Source organism: Streptomyces sp. NPDC059003, assembly GCF_042740445.1.
Classification (GTDB): domain Bacteria; phylum Actinomycetota; class Actinomycetes; order Streptomycetales; family Streptomycetaceae; genus Streptomyces.
In genome coordinates, this window is record NZ_JBHYJH010000176.1 from 1 (window position 1) to 18641 (window position 18641).

General features: G+C 74.0%; 16 protein-coding genes. 9 read left to right on the forward strand and 7 right to left on the reverse strand.

The window, feature by feature from the left end:
* Positions 1-59: 59 nt before the first annotated feature.
* The 3 genes from ACFWZ5_RS37850 to ACFWZ5_RS37860 form a co-directional block, all read right to left on the reverse strand.
* Complete coding sequence (locus ACFWZ5_RS37850) at positions 60-977, reverse strand: aminoglycoside phosphotransferase family protein (RefSeq protein ID WP_384805247.1); 918 nt, start codon at positions 975-977, stop codon at positions 60-62.
* A 66-nt stretch (positions 978-1043) separates the two neighbouring features.
* The gene (locus tag ACFWZ5_RS37855; RefSeq protein ID WP_384805248.1) at positions 1044-1517 is read right to left on the reverse strand and encodes a ferritin-like domain-containing protein; all 474 of its coding nucleotides are present in this window, start codon (positions 1515-1517) and stop codon (positions 1044-1046) included.
* Complete coding sequence (locus tag ACFWZ5_RS37860; protein WP_384805250.1) at positions 1514-2020, reverse strand: hypothetical protein; 507 nt, start codon at positions 2018-2020, stop codon at positions 1514-1516. Before ACFWZ5_RS37860 ends, ACFWZ5_RS37855 begins: the two co-directional genes overlap by 4 nt.
* A 223-nt stretch (positions 2021-2243) precedes the next feature.
* On the opposite strand from ACFWZ5_RS37860, the gene rimP reads away from it, so the two are divergent.
* From rimP to ACFWZ5_RS37905, 9 genes are all read left to right on the forward strand, one after another.
* Positions 2244-2753 (forward strand): ribosome maturation factor RimP, encoded by a 510-nt coding sequence (gene rimP / locus ACFWZ5_RS37865; protein WP_384805252.1) that lies wholly within the window; start codon positions 2244-2246, stop codon positions 2751-2753.
* Between the two features lie 2 nt (positions 2754-2755).
* Entirely contained in the window at positions 2756-3754 is a 999-nt protein-coding gene (gene nusA / locus ACFWZ5_RS37870) for a transcription termination factor NusA (RefSeq protein WP_384805254.1), read from the forward strand.
* A 142-nt stretch (positions 3755-3896) separates the two neighbouring features.
* A complete protein-coding gene (locus tag ACFWZ5_RS37875; protein WP_384805256.1) occupies positions 3897-4196 on the forward strand; it encodes a YlxR family protein in 300 nt (99 codons plus the stop codon).
* Between the two features lie 145 nt (positions 4197-4341).
* On the forward strand, positions 4342-7422 hold the full coding sequence (infB, locus tag ACFWZ5_RS37880; RefSeq protein WP_384891993.1) for a translation initiation factor IF-2: 3081 nt from the start codon (positions 4342-4344) through the stop codon (positions 7420-7422).
* Between the two features lie 288 nt (positions 7423-7710).
* On the forward strand, positions 7711-8007 hold the full coding sequence (locus ACFWZ5_RS37885; RefSeq protein ID WP_384803643.1) for a DUF503 domain-containing protein: 297 nt from the start codon (positions 7711-7713) through the stop codon (positions 8005-8007).
* A gap of 39 nt (positions 8008-8046) precedes the next feature.
* On the forward strand, positions 8047-8514 hold the full coding sequence (rbfA, locus tag ACFWZ5_RS37890) for a 30S ribosome-binding factor RbfA (RefSeq protein ID WP_384803618.1): 468 nt from the start codon (positions 8047-8049) through the stop codon (positions 8512-8514).
* Positions 8511-9425 carry a tRNA pseudouridine(55) synthase TruB gene (truB, locus tag ACFWZ5_RS37895; RefSeq protein WP_384803621.1) on the forward strand — a complete coding sequence of 305 codons (915 nt, stop codon included), beginning with the start codon at positions 8511-8513 and terminating at the stop codon, positions 9423-9425. Before rbfA ends, truB begins: the two co-directional genes overlap by 4 nt.
* A 308-nt stretch (positions 9426-9733) precedes the next feature.
* Entirely contained in the window at positions 9734-13354 is a 3621-nt protein-coding gene (locus ACFWZ5_RS37900) for a trypsin-like peptidase domain-containing protein (RefSeq protein WP_384803624.1), read from the forward strand.
* Between the two features lie 122 nt (positions 13355-13476).
* Entirely contained in the window at positions 13477-14436 is a 960-nt protein-coding gene (locus ACFWZ5_RS37905; RefSeq protein ID WP_384803627.1) for a bifunctional riboflavin kinase/FAD synthetase, read from the forward strand.
* A 25-nt stretch (positions 14437-14461) separates the two neighbouring features.
* On the opposite strand, the gene ACFWZ5_RS37910 is transcribed toward ACFWZ5_RS37905, so the two are convergent.
* The 4 genes from ACFWZ5_RS37910 to ACFWZ5_RS37925 all read right to left on the reverse strand — a co-directional run.
* Positions 14462-15505 carry an oligopeptide/dipeptide ABC transporter ATP-binding protein gene (locus ACFWZ5_RS37910; protein WP_384803630.1) on the reverse strand — a complete coding sequence of 348 codons (1044 nt, stop codon included), beginning with the start codon at positions 15503-15505 and terminating at the stop codon, positions 14462-14464.
* Between the two features lie 49 nt (positions 15506-15554).
* A complete protein-coding gene (locus ACFWZ5_RS37915) occupies positions 15555-16577 on the reverse strand; it encodes an ABC transporter ATP-binding protein (RefSeq protein WP_384803634.1) in 1023 nt (340 codons plus the stop codon).
* Positions 16574-17533, reverse strand: a complete 960-nt coding sequence (locus ACFWZ5_RS37920; protein ID WP_384803637.1) for an ABC transporter permease — start codon at positions 17531-17533, stop codon at positions 16574-16576. The genes ACFWZ5_RS37915 and ACFWZ5_RS37920 overlap by 4 nt, the downstream gene beginning before the upstream one ends.
* Positions 17530-18641, reverse strand: a 1112-nt coding sequence (locus ACFWZ5_RS37925; RefSeq protein WP_384891996.1) for an ABC transporter permease, incomplete at its 5' end; no start/stop codon positions are given. The genes ACFWZ5_RS37920 and ACFWZ5_RS37925, both read right to left, overlap by 4 nt.

Sequence of the window (18641 nt, forward strand, 5' to 3'; positions counted from 1 at the left end):
CCAGGGGCGGCAGCCCCTGGTTTCGGTGAAGGGGCGGGCCTGGGGCGCCCCGCGAAGGCCTACAGCCAGCCCGCGAACTCCAGCAACAGCTCCGCGTCCTGCTCCCGCCCCACCCGCAGCGCCCGCACCCCCGACTCCACGGCCCGGAACAACGTCCACCCCCGCAACCGCTCCTGATCCACATCGAGCGACTCGGCAAGCCGCTTCACCCGCCGCCGAGCCACCGCCGCCCCCGACGGCGAGGCGATCAGATCCTCCACCCGGTCCCGCACGAGCCGCGCCAGGTCGAACGCGCACTCACCGACGACCGGATCGGGGCCCACGGCCAGCCACGGCACGCGCTCGCCCGCGAGCACCTTGCTCTGCCGGAACGTGCCGTGCAGGAGCCGGTCCTCGCCGGGCGCGGCGAGGAGGTCGTCCCGCGCGGCGAGGGCCGCGTCGACGAGGGGAGCGACCTCCGCGTCACGGGAGGCCCGCATCGCGTCGGCCTGCCGCCCCGTCCGCTCGGCCACCGTCTCGAACCGGTGCCCCTCGGGCGGCGCCACCCACAGCCGCCGCAGCGTCCCGGCCGCCTCCAGCATCGACTTGGCCTCGGGCAGCGACCGCACGGACACGTCCCGCTGGAGACGCTCGATGAGCAGCGCGCCGTCGGCGTCGGCACCGGTGCCGTCGGGGCCGGAAGCCAGCAGGCGGGCCGCGCCGAGGCCGTCCCAGTGCGCGAGCGCGGCCCGCTCACTGAGCGGCCGCGACCTCGGCGGCACCAGCTTCAGGACCGCGGGCGTGCCGTCCTGCCGCCGTACGAGGACGACGAGGCTGCTGCGGCCCCCGGGCACCTGCACCCGCTCGACGGTCAGCTCCCACCGGGCCACGGCCTCCTCGGCCAGCTCCGGGAGCGCCCGCAGCCAGGCGTCGGTGCCGGCGTCGCGCGGCGTCTCGCCGAGCGCACGGACGAGGCGCGGCGGCGGTTCGAATGCCATGCGCGAGGTGTTCCTTTCCCATCCCAGCACAGCCCCAGCTGCCCTGTGTGCGTGTGCGGCGGCGGGTCACGCCCGCGGTGGCGCGGACGGGCTCCCGGGCCCGGCGGCCCGCTCCGCGAGCCCAGGGAAGGCTACGCTCCCGCCGCGCCAGCGCGCCGCCCGGACCGCCGCCTCCCGCAGTGCGTCGGCCGCGGCCCGGCGCCTGGCCCCGCCCGCGGCCCGCACGAGGTCCGCGTACACGCCCGCGACCCGCTCCTCCAGCTCGGCGGCGAGCCGCACGGCCGCCGCCGAGTCCGGCACCGGGAACGGCAGCGCGTACGCGGCCGCCGACGCCTCCGGCTCGCCGTCGAGCGCGCGCACCGCCCGGCGCAGCTCGTCGCGCCGCGCCCGGTGCGCGTCGTACGCCGTGCGGGCCTCGGCCCGGCGCGCGTCACCGATGCGGCCGCCGACGACCCCGTACCCGTACACGGCCGCGTGCTCGGCGCGCAGGGCCGCCTGGACGGCCTTCAGCTCGGCCGCGGTCTCGTCGTGCTCGCTCACTTGTGGTCCTCCGTCAGCAGGTAGGCGTGTGCCGCGCCCGCCGCCGCGACGGACGCGAGCAGCCGGGCGAGCTCCGCGGGCGCGGCCACGAGCTGCTTGCCGCGCCGCCCGGCGAGGTCCCGCTCCGCCGCCGCGAGGAAGCGCAGGGCCTCCTTCTCGTCGGCGGGCACCGAGGCGGAGGGGGAGGGCGTGCCGGGCGGCGGTGACGTGGCGGGCAGGCCTTCGGCGAGGACCTTCTCGTGCCGGGCCACCTCCGCCCGCAGCGGCTTCAGGCGCCCCGCGAGCGCGGAGTGCGCGGCGAGCACGGCGTCGTACCGCAGGAGCAGCGCGGCGCTGTCCCGGGCCGCCCGCGCCCGCAGCCGGTTCTCGGCGGCGGGGCGGCCGTCGGCGGAGCCGGAGTCCGAGCAGCCGGTGAGCAGCGCCGCCCCGGCGGCGCCGGCGGCCCCGGCGAGCAGGCTTCTTCGGCGCGGGCGGGACCACGAAGGGGTGAGATGCGAGGGCACGGCGGACGTCCTCGGGAGGTGGGCCGCGAACGGCAGGAAGGGCGGGGGAGGGCCGGGGGGCCGGTGATCACCGTACCCGCGCCCTGCGCTCGTACGTGCGAGCGGCTCGGCCCCCGGGCACGAGCGGGCGGACGGTGGACGGCAACACCCTCCGGGACCGGATACCCTTTGACCTGACACGCGACGATCCCACAACAGCACACGCGGCCGAGGAGTCACCCGGATGAGCACCACCCAGAGCGAGAGGCTGCGAGAACTGCTGGAACCGCTCGTCAGCTCCCAGGGTCTCGATCTCGAAGAGATCGAAGTGGCCTCGGTCGGACGCAAGCGCGTGCTGCGAGTCGTCGTCGACTCCGAGGACGGCGTGGATCTGGATGCGATCGCGGATGTGAGCCGGGCGCTCTCCGCGAAGCTCGACGAGACCGACGCCATGGGCGACGGAGAGTACGACCTGGAGGTCGGCTCCCCGGGCGCCGAGCGCCCCCTGAAGGAGCGGCGCCACTACGACCGCGCCGTCGGACGGCTCGCGAAGTTCCAGCTGGCCGAGGGCGGCGAGCTGGTCGCGCGCATCCTGAAGGTGGACGACGAGGGCGTCGACCTGGAGGTGCCGGGCGTGAAGGGGCGCAAGCCCACCGCCCGCAGGCTCGCCTTCGACGCGATCGACAAGGCGCGCGTGCAGGTCGAGTTCAACCGCAAGGACATGAAGGACATGAAGGAAGAGGAGGAGGCGTAGCCGTGGACATCGACATGAGTGCCCTGCGGGGCTTGGTACGGGAGAAGGAGATCTCCTTCGACCTGCTGGTCGAGGCGATCGAGTCGGCCCTCCTCATCGCCTACCACCGCACCGAGGGAAGCCGCCGCCACGCGCGCGTGAAGCTCGACCGCGACAGCGGCCACGTGACGGTCTGGGCGAAGGAGGACCCCGAAGATCTCGAGGAGGGCCAGGAGGCCCGCGAGTTCGACGACACCCCGTCCGACTTCGGCCGGATCGCCGCCACCACCGCCAAGCAGGTCATCCTGCAGCGGCTGCGCGACGCCGAGGACGACGCGACGCTCGGTGAGTACGCGGGCCGCGAGGGCGACATCGTCACCGGCGTCGTCCAGCAGGGCCGCGACCCGAAGAACGTCATGGTCGACATCGGCAAGCTGGAGGCCATCCTGCCCGCGCAGGAGCAGGTGCCGGGCGAGGAGTACCCGCACGGCATGCGCCTGCGCAGCTATGTGGTGCGGGTGGCCAAGGGTGTGCGCGGCCCGTCCGTGACGCTGTCGCGCACGCACCCGAACCTGGTGAAGAAGCTGTTCGCGCTGGAGGTCCCCGAGATCGCCGACGGGTCGGTGGAGATCGCCGCCATCGCGCGTGAGGCCGGGCACCGCACCAAGATCGCGGTCCGGTCGACCCGGTCCGGGCTCAACGCCAAGGGCGCCTGCATCGGCCCGATGGGCAGCCGGGTGCGCAACGTCATGGGCGAGCTCAACGGCGAGAAGATCGACATCGTCGACTGGTCCGACGACCCCGGCGAGATGGTCGCGCACGCGCTGTCCCCGGCGCGGGTCAGCAAGGTCGAGATCGTCGACCTGGCCGGGCGCTCCGCGCGCGTGACCGTGCCGGACTACCAGCTGTCGCTCGCCATCGGCAAGGAGGGCCAGAACGCCCGCCTCGCGGCCCGTCTGACCGGCTGGCGGATCGACATCCGGCCGGACACCGAGCAGACCGGCCAGGACTCCGAGGGCTGACCCCCTCGCGGGGGAGGGTCCGCGCGCCCGGGAAAACCAGTTGCGCGGACCGCCCTCGCCCTGGTCACGTATTGATCAAGACAACAGCCGTTCGATTTTTGCCCCAAAGGGGTGAGGTCGGTACGGGGAGGTAGACTTAAGCGTGTCTGGCCGGACGCATGCCCGCGCACGCCCTGAGCGCACCTGTGTGGGGTGCCGGGAGCGAGCGGCCAAGAGCGATCTGCTGCGCACCGTGGCGGTCGAGGGCGTTTGCGTCCCCGATCCAAGCGGTACGCTGCCCGGCCGGGGTGCGTATGTACACCCCGCCCTGGTCTGTCTCGACCTGGCGGTCCGCCGCCGGGCGTTCCCCCGGGCCCTTCGAGTCCAGGGACCGCTCGACACCGCGCGGTTGCGCGGGAATGTCGAGGCAGCCGAGACCGTTGCCCCGTCGGCAACACCGTAAGACCGTCGCACGGAACCCCGTGCGGCCGTGGTACCTCGCGAGTTGGAAGTAGGTCGAGATTGCGATGAGCACTCGATGAGTACGCGATGAGTACGCCCATGAAGTAGCGACGGTCCGGCGGTAACCCGGACCTAAAAGGAGCGAAGTGGCTAAGGTCCGGGTATACGAACTCGCCAAGGAGTTCGGGGTTGAGAGCAAGGTCGTCATGGCCAAGCTCCAAGAACTCGGTGAATTCGTACGTTCGGCGTCCTCGACGATCGAGGCGCCCGTAGTACGCAAACTGACAGACGCACTGCAGCAGGGCAACGGCTCCGGAAAGCCCGCCCCGCGCAAGGCCGCCGCGAAGCCCGCGGCACCCTCTCCCGCGCAGGCCGCCAAGCCGGCCGCGCCCAAGCCGGCCCCGAAGCCCGCGGCCGCCGAGAAGCCGGCCGCCCCGGCCGCTCCGGTGACCCCCGCGGCCCCGGGTCCGCGTCCGACGCCGGGTCCCAAGCCCCCGGCGCCCAAGCCCGCCCCCGCGGCTCCGGCCCCGGCCGCGCCCGAGTTCACGGCGCCGCCGGCCGCTCCGGCCGCCGCGTCGAACGCTCCGGCCGCGCCGCGTCCGGGCGCCCGTCCGGGTGCCCCGAAGCCCGGTGCCCGTCCGGCCGCGCCCGGTCAGGGCCAGGGCCAGGGTCGCGGCGACCGCGACCGCGGTGACCGTCAGGGTGCCCCGCGCCCCGGCGGCCAGGGTGGCGCCCCGCGTCCCGGCGGTCGTCCCGCCGGACCGCGTCCGGGCAACAACCCCTTCACGTCCGGCGGCTCCACCGGCATGGCGCGCCCGCAGGCGCCCCGTCCCGGCGGCGCGCCGCGTCCCGGCGGCCCCGGTGCCCCCGGCGGTCCCCGTCCGCAGGGCGGTCAGGGTGGCGGCCAGGGCGGTCCGCGTCCGCAGGGCGGTCAGGGCGGCTCCCGTCCGTCCCCGGCCGGCATGCCGCGCCCGCAGGCGCCGCGTCCGGGCGGCGGCCCCGGCGGTAACCGTCCGAACCCGGGCATGATGCCGCAGCGTCCCGCCGCGGGCCCGCGTCCCGGTGGTGGCCCCGGCGGTGGCCGTGGTCCCGGCGGCGGCGGTCGTCCCGGTGGCGGCGGCGGTCGTCCCGGCTTCGCCGGTCGTCCCGGCGGTCCCGGTGGCGGCGGCGGTGGCTTCGCCGGTCGTCCCGGTGGTCCGGGCGGCGGCGGTGGCGGCGGCGGTCGTCCCGGCGGCGGCGGTGGCTTCGGCGGCCGTCCCGGCTTCGGTGGCCGTCCCGGCGGTCCCGGTGGCCGTGGTGGCACGCAGGGCGCCTTCGGCCGTCCCGGCGGTCCCGCGCGGCGCGGTCGCAAGTCGAAGCGGCAGAGGCGCCAGGAGTACGAGGCCATGCAGGCCCCGTCGGTCGGCGGCGTGATGCTGCCTCGCGGCAACGGCGAGACCGTTCGCCTGTCGCGCGGTGCCTCCCTCACCGACTTCGCCGAGAAGATCAACGCCAACCCGGCGTCGCTCGTCGCGGTGATGATGAACCTCGGCGAGATGGTCACGGCCACGCAGTCCGTCTCCGACGAGACGCTGCAGCTCCTCGGCGACGAGATGAACTACACGGTTCAGATCGTCAGCCCCGAGGAGGAGGACCGCGAGCTGCTCGAGTCGTTCTCCATCGAGTTCGGCGAGGACGAGGGCGGCGAAGAGGCGCTCATGTCCCGCCCGCCGGTCGTGACCGTCATGGGTCACGTCGACCACGGTAAGACCCGCCTGCTCGACGCCATCCGCAAGACGAACGTCGTCGCGGGCGAGGCCGGTGGCATCACCCAGCACATCGGTGCCTACCAGGTCGCGACCGAGGTCAACGGCGAGGACCGCGCGATCACCTTCATCGACACCCCGGGTCACGAGGCGTTCACCGCCATGCGTGCCCGCGGTGCGAAGTCGACCGACATCGCGATCCTCGTGGTGGCGGCCAACGACGGTGTCATGCCGCAGACGGTCGAGGCCCTGAACCACGCCAAGGCGGCCGACGTGCCGATCGTGGTCGCGGTCAACAAGATCGACGTCGAGGGCGCCGACCCGACCAAGGTGCGCGGTCAGCTGACCGAGTACGGCCTGGTGGCCGAGGAGTACGGCGGCGACACGATGTTCGTCGACATCTCCGCCAAGCAGGGTCTGCACATCGACGAGCTCCTTGAGGCCGTCGTCCTCACCGCGGACGCCTCGCTCGACCTGCGGGCCAACCCGGAGCAGGACGCGCAGGGCATCGCGATCGAGGCCCACCTGGACAAGGGCCGCGGCGCCGTCGCGACCGTCCTGGTCCAGCGCGGCACGCTGCGCGTCGGTGACACGATGGTCGCCGGTGACGCGTACGGCCGTGTCCGCGCGATGCTCGACGACAAGGGCGAGAACGTGGAAGAGGCGGGTCCGTCGACCCCGGTCCTCGTCCTCGGTCTCACCAACGTCCCGGGCGCGGGCGACAACTTCCTGGTGGTCGACGAGGACCGTACGGCCCGTCAGATCGCCGAGAAGCGCGCCGCCCGCGAGCGCAACGCCGCGTTCGCCAAGCGCGTCCGCCGCGTCTCGCTCGAGGACCTGGACAAGGTGCTCAAGGCCGGCGAGATCCAGCAGCTCAACCTCATCATCAAGGGTGACGCTTCTGGTTCCGTCGAGGCCCTCGAGTCCTCCCTGCTCCAGCTGGACGTCGGCGAGGAGGTCGACATCCGCGTGCTGCACCGCGGCGTGGGTGCGGTCACCGAGTCGGACATCGACCTGGCCATGGGCTCCGACGCCATCGTCATCGGCTTCAACGTCCGTGCGGCAGGCCGTGCCGCGCAGATGGCGGAGCGCGAGGGCGTCGACGTCCGCTACTACTCGGTGATCTACCAGGCCATCGAGGAGATCGAGGCGGCCCTCAAGGGCATGCTCAAGCCGGAGTACGAAGAGGTCGAGCTCGGCACGGCGGAGATCCGCGAGGTCTTCCGCTCGTCCAAGCTGGGCAACATCGCGGGTGTGCTCATCCGCTCCGGCGAGGTCAAGCGGAACACCAAGGCCCGCCTGCTGCGCGATGGCAAGGTCATCGCGGAGGAGCTCAACATCGTGGGCCTGCGTCGCTTCAAGGACGACGTCACCGAGATCCGCGAAGGGTTCGAGGGCGGTATCAACCTCGGCAACTTCAACGACATCAAGGTCGACGACGTCATTGCGACGTACGAGATGCGCGAGAAGCCGCGGGCATAGCGTCTGCGGGGCGGGGGTTGCCCGGGGTTTCCCCGGGCGGCCCCCGCCGCTTTATCGGCGCTTCGCGCCTCGTCCTCAAACGCCGGACGGGCTGAATTCCACGGCAAGATTCAGCCCCTCCGGCGTTTGAGGAGCGGGGTCTGGGGCGGAGCCCCAGGACGGGAACGGGTAGGGGCGGCGGGGGCGAATATCCGTCGAGCCGGACCGCCCACTCGTTGTACGGTTCTGGTGACCCTGCCAACCACGCGCGGGGCGCGATCCCGGACCGGCGGGACATCCGGCACACACATGTATGTGGGGACTCTGTCCTTCGACCTGCTCCTCGGCGACGTACATTCGCTGAAGGAGAAACGCTCCCTCGTCCGCCCGATCGTGGCGGAACTCCAGCGGAAGTACGCGGTCAGCGCCGCGGAGGTCGGCCACCAGGACCTGCACCGCAGGAGCGAGATCGGCCTGGCGCTGGTCTCCGGGGACGCGGGGCACCTCACCGACGTACTGGACCGGTGCGAACGGCTCGTCGCCGCCCGGCCCGAGGTGGAGCTGCTGTCGGTGCGACGGCGGCTGCACGGCGACGAAGACGATTAGAACGACCAGCGACGAGCACAGCACAGAAGGAGACGAGCAGTGGCCGACAACGCGCGGGCGAAGAGGCTGGCGGACCTCATCCGAGAGGTGGTGGCCCAGAAGCTGCAGCGCGGGATCAAGGACCCGCGGCTCGGCTCGCATGTCACCATCACGGACACCCGGGTCACGGGTGACCTGCGGGAGGCGACCGTCTTCTACACGGTCTACGGCGACGACGAGGACCGCGCGGCCGCGGCCGCGGGTCTGGAGAGCGCCAAGGGCGTGCTCCGGTCGGCGGTCGGCCAGGCCGCGGGCGTGAAGTTCACGCCGACCCTGGCGTTCGTCGCGGACGCCCTGCCGGACAACGCGCGGGCCATCGAGGACCTGCTCGACCGGGCGCGGATCTCGGACGCCAAGGTGCGCGAGGTGTCCGCGGGCGCCGAGTTCGCGGGCGACGCCGACCCGTACCGGAAGCCGGAAGACGACGCCGACGAGGCCGAGGGCAAGGGCGGCGACGCCTCCTCATGAGCAAGCGCAGTTCCAGTGGTACGACGCCGGACGGACTTGTCATCGTCGACAAGCCGTCCGGCTTCACTTCGCACGACGTGGTCGCCAAGATGCGGGGCATCGCCAAGACCCGCCGCGTCGGGCACGCCGGCACCCTCGACCCGATGGCGACCGGCGTCCTCGTGCTCGGCGTCGAGCGCGCCACCAAGCTCCTCGGCCACCTCGCGCTGACCGAGAAGGAGTACCTGGGCACGATCCGGCTCGGCCAGACCACGGTCACGGACGACGCCGAGGGGGAGATCACCGCCTCGGTGGACGCCTCGGGCGTGAAGCGCGACGCCATCGACGCCGGCATCGCCGAGCTCAGCGGCGACATCATGCAGGTGCCGTCGAAGGTCAGCGCCATCAAGATCGACGGCAAGCGGTCGTACAAGCGGGCGCGCGAGGGCGAGGACTTCGAGATCCCGGCCCGCCCGGTGACGGTCTCGGCCTTCACCGTGTACGACATCAGGGACGCCGTCGCCGAGGACGGCACCCCCGTCCTCGACCTGGTCGTCTCCGTCGTCTGCTCGTCCGGCACCTACATCCGGGCGCTCGCCCGCGACCTGGGCGCGGGCCTCGGCGTCGGCGGCCATCTGACGGCGCTGCGCCGCACCCGCGTCGGGCCGTACAAGCTGGACACCGCGAAGACCCTCGACCAGCTCCAGGAGGAGCTGACGGTGATGCCGATCGCGGACGCGGCGGACCGGGCCTTCCCGCGCTGGGACGTCGACGAGCGGCGGGCCCGGCTCCTCATGAACGGCGTGCGGATCGAGATGCCCGACGAGTACGCGGGCGCGGGTGCCGTCGCCGTGTTCGGCCCCGAGGGTCAGTTCCTGGTCCTGGCCGAGGAGTCGAAGGGCAAGGCCAAGAGCCTCGCCGTGTTCGCCTGAGGATTCCCCTCTGCGCCCGAGGGTTCCCTGAAGGCTCCCCGAAGGGTTCTCCCGGGGGAGATTCCCGCTCTTTCGCCGTGGAACGGCGCACAGCAGGCCGCCGCAGTGCGCCGCTCCACGGTTCCCCCCTCTGCCCCCCTCTCAAGGTGTATCCACCCACGCCGGTCTCTTCACCCCTACGGGCAGGCGCTCGGAGTGAACCGAGGGAGCGGAAGGGGGCGCGTTCGGTTCGCGTCCTGTGCCGCTGATCACTGTCGACTTACGGTCAAAGGGACTCGCGGAGGCGGGTGGCGCTGGGGAGGTCGACCATGGCGGGACGGGGCCCGCGGGCCCGGGGCGGCGGGGACCGGGTCCGGGCCCGGAGCGAGGGGACGGCGGGTCGGGACGCGTGGCGGGAGCCCGAGCGGTCCCTGGTGCGCATCTGTGACCTGGCCGGGCGACCGCGCGGCGCCGGATTCGCCGCCGACGAGCTCGGCACCGTGATCACCAGCCACGAGGCCGTCGACGGACTCGCCCGGATCGTGCTGCACGCGCCGGGCGAGCGCACCTGCGTGGTGGCCGCCGACGCCGTGACGGCGCTGCCCGAGGCCGACCTCGCGCTCGTCCGCACCGAAGGGCTCGGCCTCAAGCCGCTGCCCGTCACCGTGCGCGACGCCGTGCCGGTCGGCACCTATGTGCGGCTCGCCGCCGGAGGGTGGCGGCAGGCCCGGGTCCTGGACGCGTCGTCGGTGACGTACGCCGCGACGGACCGCTTCCACGTCGTGGACGCCGCCATGGAGCTGGCCATCGGCACGGACGGCGCGGACGCGCTGCGGCTCGGCGGCGGCGCCGCGGGCGGGCCCGTGCTCGACGCCTCGTCCGGCGCGGTGCTCGCCGTCCTCGCCACCGCCCTGCACGCCCCGCACCGGGCCGCCGGGTTCGCCGTGCCGCTGCGGGACGTGGCCGCCGCGGACCCGCACGGGCCGCTCGCCGCCCTCCTCGCGCGCAACGCGGCGACCGTCCCCGGCTACGGCCACGACCTGAACCTGGCGGGCGCCCTGCACCTCACGGCCACCTGCCTGGGCTCCGACGGCCCGCGCACCCCGCACCCCGACCCGGTCGAACGGCCCGACACCGCCGGTGAGTTCACCGCCTTCACACACGGCCCGGCCCGGGTGCTCGGCCTCGTCGGCGACCCCGGCACCGGCCGCACCACGGAGCTCGCCGCGCTCGCCGCCCGCCGCGCCCGGGGCCCCGAACCCACCCCCACCCTGTGGCTGCGCGGCGCCGACCTGCGGGACGCCGACACGTCCGTGGCCGACGCGGTGGCGCGCGCCCTGGAGCGGGCCGGACGCATCCTGTCCGCGTCGGAGGACGTGCGGACCGCGGACGGCGGGCTCGGCGACATCTCCGCGGGGCGCGTCGCCCGGCTCGTCCGCGACGCCGGCCGGCCCCTGCTGCTCCTGCTCGACGGCCCCGAGGAGATGCCGCCCGTGCTCGCGCACCGGCTCGCCGAGTGGAGCGCGGGGACCGCGGGATGGCTGCGGGACACCGGGACGCGGCTCGTCGTGGCCTGCCGCCCGGAGTACTGGGAGCAGGCCGGGGCGCACTTCCCCGCCGGGGTGCTGCACAGTGCGGGGGAGGGCGCCGCGGGGGAGGGTGCCGCGGGTGACGGCTTCGGCGGGCCCCTGCCCGGCCTGGGCGGCCCGCTGTCCGGCTTCGGCGGCTCCGGGCCCGGCTTCGGCGAGGCCCTGCCCGGCTGCGTACGGCTCGGCGACCTGCCGGAGCGGGAGGCGCGCCGGGCCCGCGCGCGCTACGGCATCCCGGACGGGGCGCTCGCCGAGGCCGACGCGCGGCATCCGCTGGCCCTGCGGCTGCTGTCCGAGGTGCGGGCCGCGGTGCCGGGCGTGCCGGCGGGGCGGCCGGGCCGCGAGGAGGTCTTCTCGGCGTATCTGGACCTGGTGAGCCTGCGCGTCGCCGTGCGGCTCGCGGCGGCGAACGGACTGCGCGGGTCCGGTGTGCGGCGGCTCGCGGCGAAGGTGTCCGGGCAGGTGCACGAGGCGGCCCGGCGGTGCCTCGGGCCGGGGCAGGGCGAGCTCGACCGGGCGTCGTTCGAGGAGGTGTTCCCGTGGGGGAGCCTGCCGGGCAAGGGGACCGACGGCTGCACGGGCTGGGCGTCCGCGGTGCTCGCGGAGGGGCTGCTCGTGCCCGCGGGCGCCGGGTACCGCTTCGCGCACGAGGAGGTCGCCGACTGGCTTCAGGGGACGCATCTGGACGTGGGCGGGGCGCTCGCCTCGCTGGTGCACCGGCACGCGGAGGACGCGGCGGGCGCGGCCGGCGGGGCGCTGTCCGTGCGGTCCCTGCCCGTGCCGCGGCACCGGATCGGCCCGGTCCTCCAGGCCCTGCTGCTCCTGGAGCGGCAGCGGGGCCCGGGTGAACTGGCGGTCCAGCTGGGGGAGTTGGCCGGGTCCCTGGAGGTCCTTGACCGCTGCGCGCCGGAGGTGCGCGGCGAGGGCCGCGTGGCCGACGCCCGGTGGTGGGCCCAACATCTGCTGGGCGAGGCCCTCTTGCGGGTCGGTGACGCGCGGCCCTACCTGGGAGTGCTGCAATCGCTCGCCGCGCAACGGCAGTTCGCCCCCGATTTCTGGATGAGCCTGCCCCTGGCGGACCCGGACAAGTACGACCTGCTGCGGGCCGTCGTGCCGCACGACGGCCCGCCGGGCACGCCGGGCCGCGTCCTGGACACCGTCGCCGAGCGGCTCGCCGCCGACCCCGGCGGCGTCCAGCGGCACCTGACCCGCTGGTTCACCGACGAGAGCCCGCTGCGCGCGACCCCGCACGCCACCGTCGCCTCCGCCGCCCAGGCCCTGCTGCACACCCACCGGCACCGCGCCATCGACGACCTCACCGAAGCCCTCGTCGACTGCGCCCACGCCCGCGGCGACGAACTGCTCGGCGCGCTCGCCGAGGACGAGCCGTCCGCGGTGTGCCGCGCCGTCGACCGCTGGGCGCACGACGACCGGCCGGGGCGCCGCGTCGCCGCCGCCGCGTACGGCCTGCGCGCCGCCCCGCACGTCACCAGCGACGCCGACCGCACCCTCCTGCGGTACGCGGCCTACGCCCTGCTCTCCCGGCCCGGCGACGACACCCTGCACGGCACCGCGCTCGCCCTGCTCGTCCGCGACCCGCAGACCCGCGCACGCCATCTGCCGGCCGCCCTGAAACGGTTCACCGCGGGCGACCCCCGACTGCCCGCGAGCGCCCTCGCCGCCGCCCTGACCACCCACCCCGAGACGGTGCTCACCGCCTTCCGGGCCCGCCTGCGCGCACCGGACAGCGACGCCTGCGAGGTCCTGCGCAGCCTCGCCGACGTCACCGCGCCCGCCCTGGTGCGCCGCGTCGCGCTCCTCATCCAGGAGCACGCGGAGCAGTCCCCCCAGACGGCCGCCGCCGCGGCGGCCTACGTCGACCTGCGGCTCGAACAGGGGCCCGGCGTGCGGGGCGCCCTGATTCCGCTGGTCACGGAGTTGCTGCGGAGCCGGTCCCAGGACGTGCGGATCGCCCTCGCGCCGGTGCTCGCCGCGCCCGGCACCGAGGCCTCCGGGCCGCTGCGCGCCGACCTGCTCGACCTGCTGCTCGGCCAGGAGCGGGAGCCCGCCGTCGTCGAGGCGGTGCTGCACGCGGTCTGCGGGCGCGCCGACGCGTCCGCCGCCGCAGTGGACACGGAGCGCGACCGTCGCCTCGTACACCGCATCGGGCTGCTCCTCGGCCGCACCCCGGAGGGCGCGACGCGCTTCGACCGCGCCCTGGTCGACCAGGCGCGCCGGGCGCCGGACTTCGCCGCGCGGCTGGCCCGCTGGATCGCCGCATCTCCGGGCGAGTGGGACGCCCTCGTCGGCCCGAGCGCCCGCCGCACCGTCGAGGGCGTCGCGGACGCGGTCCCGGCGTGAGCTCCGCCACCCCGGCCGATGCTGGCGACAACCTGTCGGCATGGCACTCTTAGACCTGCGCAATCGGCAAGGGAACGTACGGACGTACACGACGTACACGGGTTCGGCGAGGAGCGAAGACAGTGCAGCGCTGGCGTGGCTTGGAGGACATTCCCCAGGACTGGGGGCGCAGCGTCGTCACCATTGGTTCCTACGACGGTGTGCACCGCGGGCACCAGCTGATCATCGGCCGCGCGGTGGCCCGCGCCCGCGAGCTCGGCGTGCCCGCCGTGGTCGTCACCTTCGACCCGCACCCGAGCGAGGTCGTCCGCCCCGGCAGCCACCCGCCGCTGCTCGCCCCGCACCACCGGCGCGCCGAGCTGATGGCGGACCTCGGCGTGGACGCCGTGCTCATCCTGCCGTTCACGACGGAGTTCTCGAAGCTGTCGCCCGCCGACTTCGTCGTGAAGGTCCTCGTCGACAAGCTGCACGCCAAGGCCGTCGTCGAGGGCCCCAACTTCCGCTTCGGCCACCGGGCCGCGGGCAACGTCGAGGTGCTCGCCGAGCTCGGCGAGACCTATGACTACGAGGTCGAGGTCATCGACCTGTACGTCAGCGGCGAGGCGGGCGGCGGACAGCCGTTCTCCTCCACGCTCACGCGCCGCCTCGTCGCCGAGGGCGACGTCGAGGGCGCCCGCGAGATCCTGGGCCGCCCGCACCGCGTCGAGGGCGTCGTCGTCCGCGGCGCCCAGCGCGGCCGCGAGCTCGGCTTCCCCACCGCCAACGTGGAGACGCTGCCGCACACCGCGATCCCCGCGGACGGCGTGTACGCCGGGTGGCTGCACGCCCAGGGCGAGGCCATGCCCGCCGCCATTTCCGTTGGCACGAATCCGCAGTTCGACGGCACGGAGCGCACTGTCGAGGCGTACGCGATCGACCGCGTCGGGCTTGACCTGTACGGCCTTCATGTCGCCGTGGACTTCCTCGCCTTTGTGCGGGGGCAGGCGAAGTTCGAGTCCATCGACGCGCTGCTTGTTGCCATCGGCGACGACGTGAAGAAGGCGCGGGCTCTGGTCGAGGACGTTGACGTGGACCTGGGCTGAGGTCGATCGCCCTTCGGGCTCGTCCTCAATCGCCGGACGGGCTTGATTTTGTGCTGATCGCCGTCGCCCAGTGGCAGGCCACCTGGGCGACGCCCGTACCGGAGAGCACGGGCAGGTCCTTCGTACGGCAGTCCCGGGCTACCCCTGCCCGCTCGGCTTCGCCCCCGGCGAGAATCTGGCAGCGCGCGTGGAAGCGGCAGCCAGAGGGGACCCGGGACGGGTCCGGAGGCTCCCCGGTGAGGACGATCGGCTCGCCCTCCGCTTCCGGCAGGACCGACAACAGCGCTTGGGTGTACGGGTGCTGAGGTGCCGTCAGGACCTCCTCGACGGCGCCGGTCTCGACGATCCGGCCCAGGTACATCACCGCCACCCGGTCCGCGATGTTCCAGGCCAGGCCCAGGTCGTGGGTGACGACGAGGGCGGACAGGCCGAGCTCGTCGCGCAGGCGGAGGAGCAGGGCCAGGATCTCGCCGCGCACGGACGCGTCCAGGGACGCCACCGGCTCGTCCGCGACGATGAGTTCGGGCTGAAGGACGAGCGCGCCCGCGATGACGACGCGCTGGCGCTGCCCGCCGGACAGCTCGTGCGGGTAGCGCAGGAAGAACCGCTCCGGCGGCCGCAGGCCCGCCCGTGACAGGGCCTGCGCGACGGCCTCCTGCTCGTCCCCGGAGTACCCGTGGATGCGCAGGCCCTCGGCCACGGCGTCGTACACCGTGTGCCGCGGGTTGAGCGAGCCGCTCGGGTCCTGGAGGACCAGCTGCACCCGCTTGCGGTACGCCTTCAGGGCGCGGCCCCTGTAGCTGAGCGGCCTGCCGTCGAACGTGACCCGGCCCGACGTGGGCGGCACCAGGCCGAGCAGGGACCGTGCGAGCGTCGTCTTGCCGCAGCCGGACTCGCCGACGAGCGCGACGATCTCGCCCTGCCCGATGTCGAGGTCCACGCCGTCCACGGCCCGCGCCGGGTCCGCGCCCCGGCGCCCGGGGAACGTGATGTGCAGCTCGGACGCGGTGAGCAGCGGCGTCGACTCGGCCGGCCGCGGGGGCGGGGTGAGGGTGGATTCGGTGGTCATGCGCGTCTCCTCGCGGCCGCGGGCCCGTGATTCCTGGTGGCGTACGTCGTCATGGCGCCCCCTCCACCGCCGACGCCTGCTGGGCCGGGACCTGGCCCACGTGGACGCACGCCGCCCGGTGGACCGGGCCCGCGGTACGCAGGTCCTGGTCGTGGTCCGCGCAGCTGTCGAGGGCGACGGGGCAGCGCGGGTGGAACGTGCAGCCGGACGGCAGCGCCGAGGGGTCCGGCGGGTCGCCGGGCAGGCCGCGGGGCGCGAACCGCGAGCCCGGGTCGCCGATGCGCGGGAACGCCGCCGACAGGGCCTTGCCGTACGGGTGCTGCGCGTGCTCGTACACGTCCCGGGCGGGGCCCTCCTCGACGACCCGGCCCGCGTACATCACCGCGAGGCGGTCGCAGGTGTCGGAGAGGACCGCCAGGTCGTGGCTGATCATGATGAGGCCCAGGTCCTGCTCGGACACGAGGCGCTCGATCAGGCGCAGGATCTGCGCCTGGATCATCACGTCGAGCGCGGTGGTCGGCTCGTCGGCGATGATCAGGCGCGGGTCGCAGGCGAGCGCCATCGCGATCATCACGCGCTGGCGCTGGCCGCCGGAGAGCTCGTGCGGGTACGCGTCCGCGCGGGCGCCGGGCAGGCCCACGTGCTCCAGGAGCTCACGGGCCTTCTTCTTCGCGCCGGCCGGGGTCGCCTTCCTGTGCAGCAGGATCGGCTCGGCGATCTGGTCGCCGATGCGGTGCACCGCGTTCAGCGAGTGCATCGCGCCCTGGAAGACCACGGACGCGCCCGCCCAGCGGACCGCGCGCACCCGGCCCCACTTCATCGTGAGCACGTCCTCGCCGTCGAGCAGGATCTCGCCGGTCACCTTCGTCCCGGCGGGCAGCAGGCGGAGCAGGGCCAGGGCCAGCGTGGACTTGCCGCAGCCCGACTCGCCCGCGACGCCCAGCTTCTGCCCGGCGGCCACGGTCAGGTCGACCCCGCGGACGGCGGCGGCCCCGGACGCGTACGTCACTTCGAGGTTCCTGACGTCGAGCAGCGGCTGCCCGGCGGCCTGCTGATCTGGTGCGGTGGTCAACGGGACACTCCCAGCCTGGGGTTGAGCACGGACTCCACGGCCCGCCCGCACAGCGTGAACGCGAGCGCGACCACGGCGATGGCGATGCCGGGCGGCGCCAGGTACCACCAGTGGCCCGCGCTGACGGCACCCGCCTCGCGGGCGTCCTGGAGGAGGCCGCCCCAGGAGACGACCGTCGGGTCGCCGAGGCCCAGGAAGGCGAGGGTCGCCTCGGTGAGGATCGCGCTGGAGATCACGAGCGTCGTCTGCGCGAGGACGAGCGGCATGACGTTGGGCAGGACGTGGCGGGTCATGATGTGGCCGTGGCCGCCGCCGAGCGCCTGGGCGCGTTCGATGTACGGGCGGGACTCCACGGCGAGCGTCTGCGCCCGCACGAGGCGTGCCGTGGTCGGCCAGGTCGTCACGCCGATCGCCAGGATGATCGTCCAGATGGAACGGTCCAGCACGGACGCGAGGGCGATCGCGAGGACCAGCGTCGGCATGACGAGGAACCAGTCCGTGATCCGCATGATCACCGTGGCGTACCAGCCGCGGAAGTGGCCCGCCGTGACGCCGACGACCGTGCCGATGGCGACGGACAGGAACGCCGCGAGCAGCCCGACCGTCAGCGAGATCCGCGCGCCCCACACGAGCAGCGCGAGCAGGTCGCGTCCGAACTGGTCGGTGCCGAGCGGGAACTCGCCGCTCGGCGACTGCATGGCCTCGCCGGGCGCCTTCGTCACGCTCTGCGCGTCGGAGCCGACGAGCAGCGGCGCGAAGAGGGCCGCGAGGGCGATGAGGACGAGCGCGGCGAGCCCGAAGAGCCCGGCCCGGTGCGTGCGGTACTCGCGCCAGAAGCGCGCCACCGACTGCCGCCTGCGCGCCCACGCGAGGGTCCGCGCGCTCTTGCGCGGTGCCTGCGCGCCGACGTCGTGCGCCTCGTTCGGCGCGGGAACCGGTGAGGTGTCGGTCGTCATCGGCCCACCCTGGGATCGAGGAGCGGATAGATCACGTCGGCCACCGTGTTCATCAGGATCACCGCGGTCGCGAAGACGAAGAAGAGACCCTGGACGAGCGGCAGGTCGGGCACGCTGAGGGCCTGGTAGAACAGGCCGCCGAGCCCCGGCCACGAGAACACCGTCTCGACCAGGATCGCCCCCGCGACCACCGTGCCCAGGTTCACGAACATCAGCGTCACCGTCGGGAGCAGCGCGTTGGGCACGGCGTGGCGGCGCCGTACGAGATCGTCCCGCAGCCCCTTGGCGCGCGCGGTCGTCAGATAGTCGCTGCCCATCTCGTCGAGCAGCGAGGAGCGCATGACGAGCAGCGTCTGCGCGTACCCGACGGCGACGAGCGTGATCACCGGCAGGATCATGTGGTGCGCCACGTCGAGGACGTACGCGAAGCCGCTCTCGTCGCCGCTCTCCATGCCGCCCGTCGGGAACATGTCGGGCAGCGGCCCCGCGCCCACCGAGAACGTGATGATCAGCAGCAGGCCGAGCCAGAACGACGGCACCGAGTACAGGGTGAGCGCGAGCCCGGTGTGGAAGCGGTCGCCGAGGCCGCCGTTGCGCCACGCCGTCCGCGTGCCCAGCCAGATGCCGATGATCGTATAGAGGACGTACGCCGTGCCGGTGAGCCACAGCGTCGGCCCGAGTGCCTCCGTGATCTTGTCCATGACGGGCGTGTGGAACTGGTACGACGTGCCGAAGTCCCCGGTGAGGACGTTGCCGCAGTAGTCCGTGAACTGCTTCCACACCGGGTCGTCGAGCCCGAACTCCTTGCGCATCGCGTCCAGTTGCTCGCTCGACACGCGGCGTCCGCCCGTCATCTGCTTCACCGGGTCGCCCGGGATGAGACGGAACAGGAAGAAGCTGGTGACGAGCACGGCGAACATGGAAACGAGCGCGCCGGCGAGCTTCCCGGCGGCGTACTGGAGATAGGCGGCGGTGTTGCGCGCCCGCGGGCCGCGGCCCGGGGGGACGGCCCCGGAGGCCCGGGCCCCCGGGCTCCCGCCCCCGGCGTGGGCGGGGGCGTTAGGCCCCCGGTAGCGGGGAGCTACGGGGCTTCGGGTCGCACAGACGG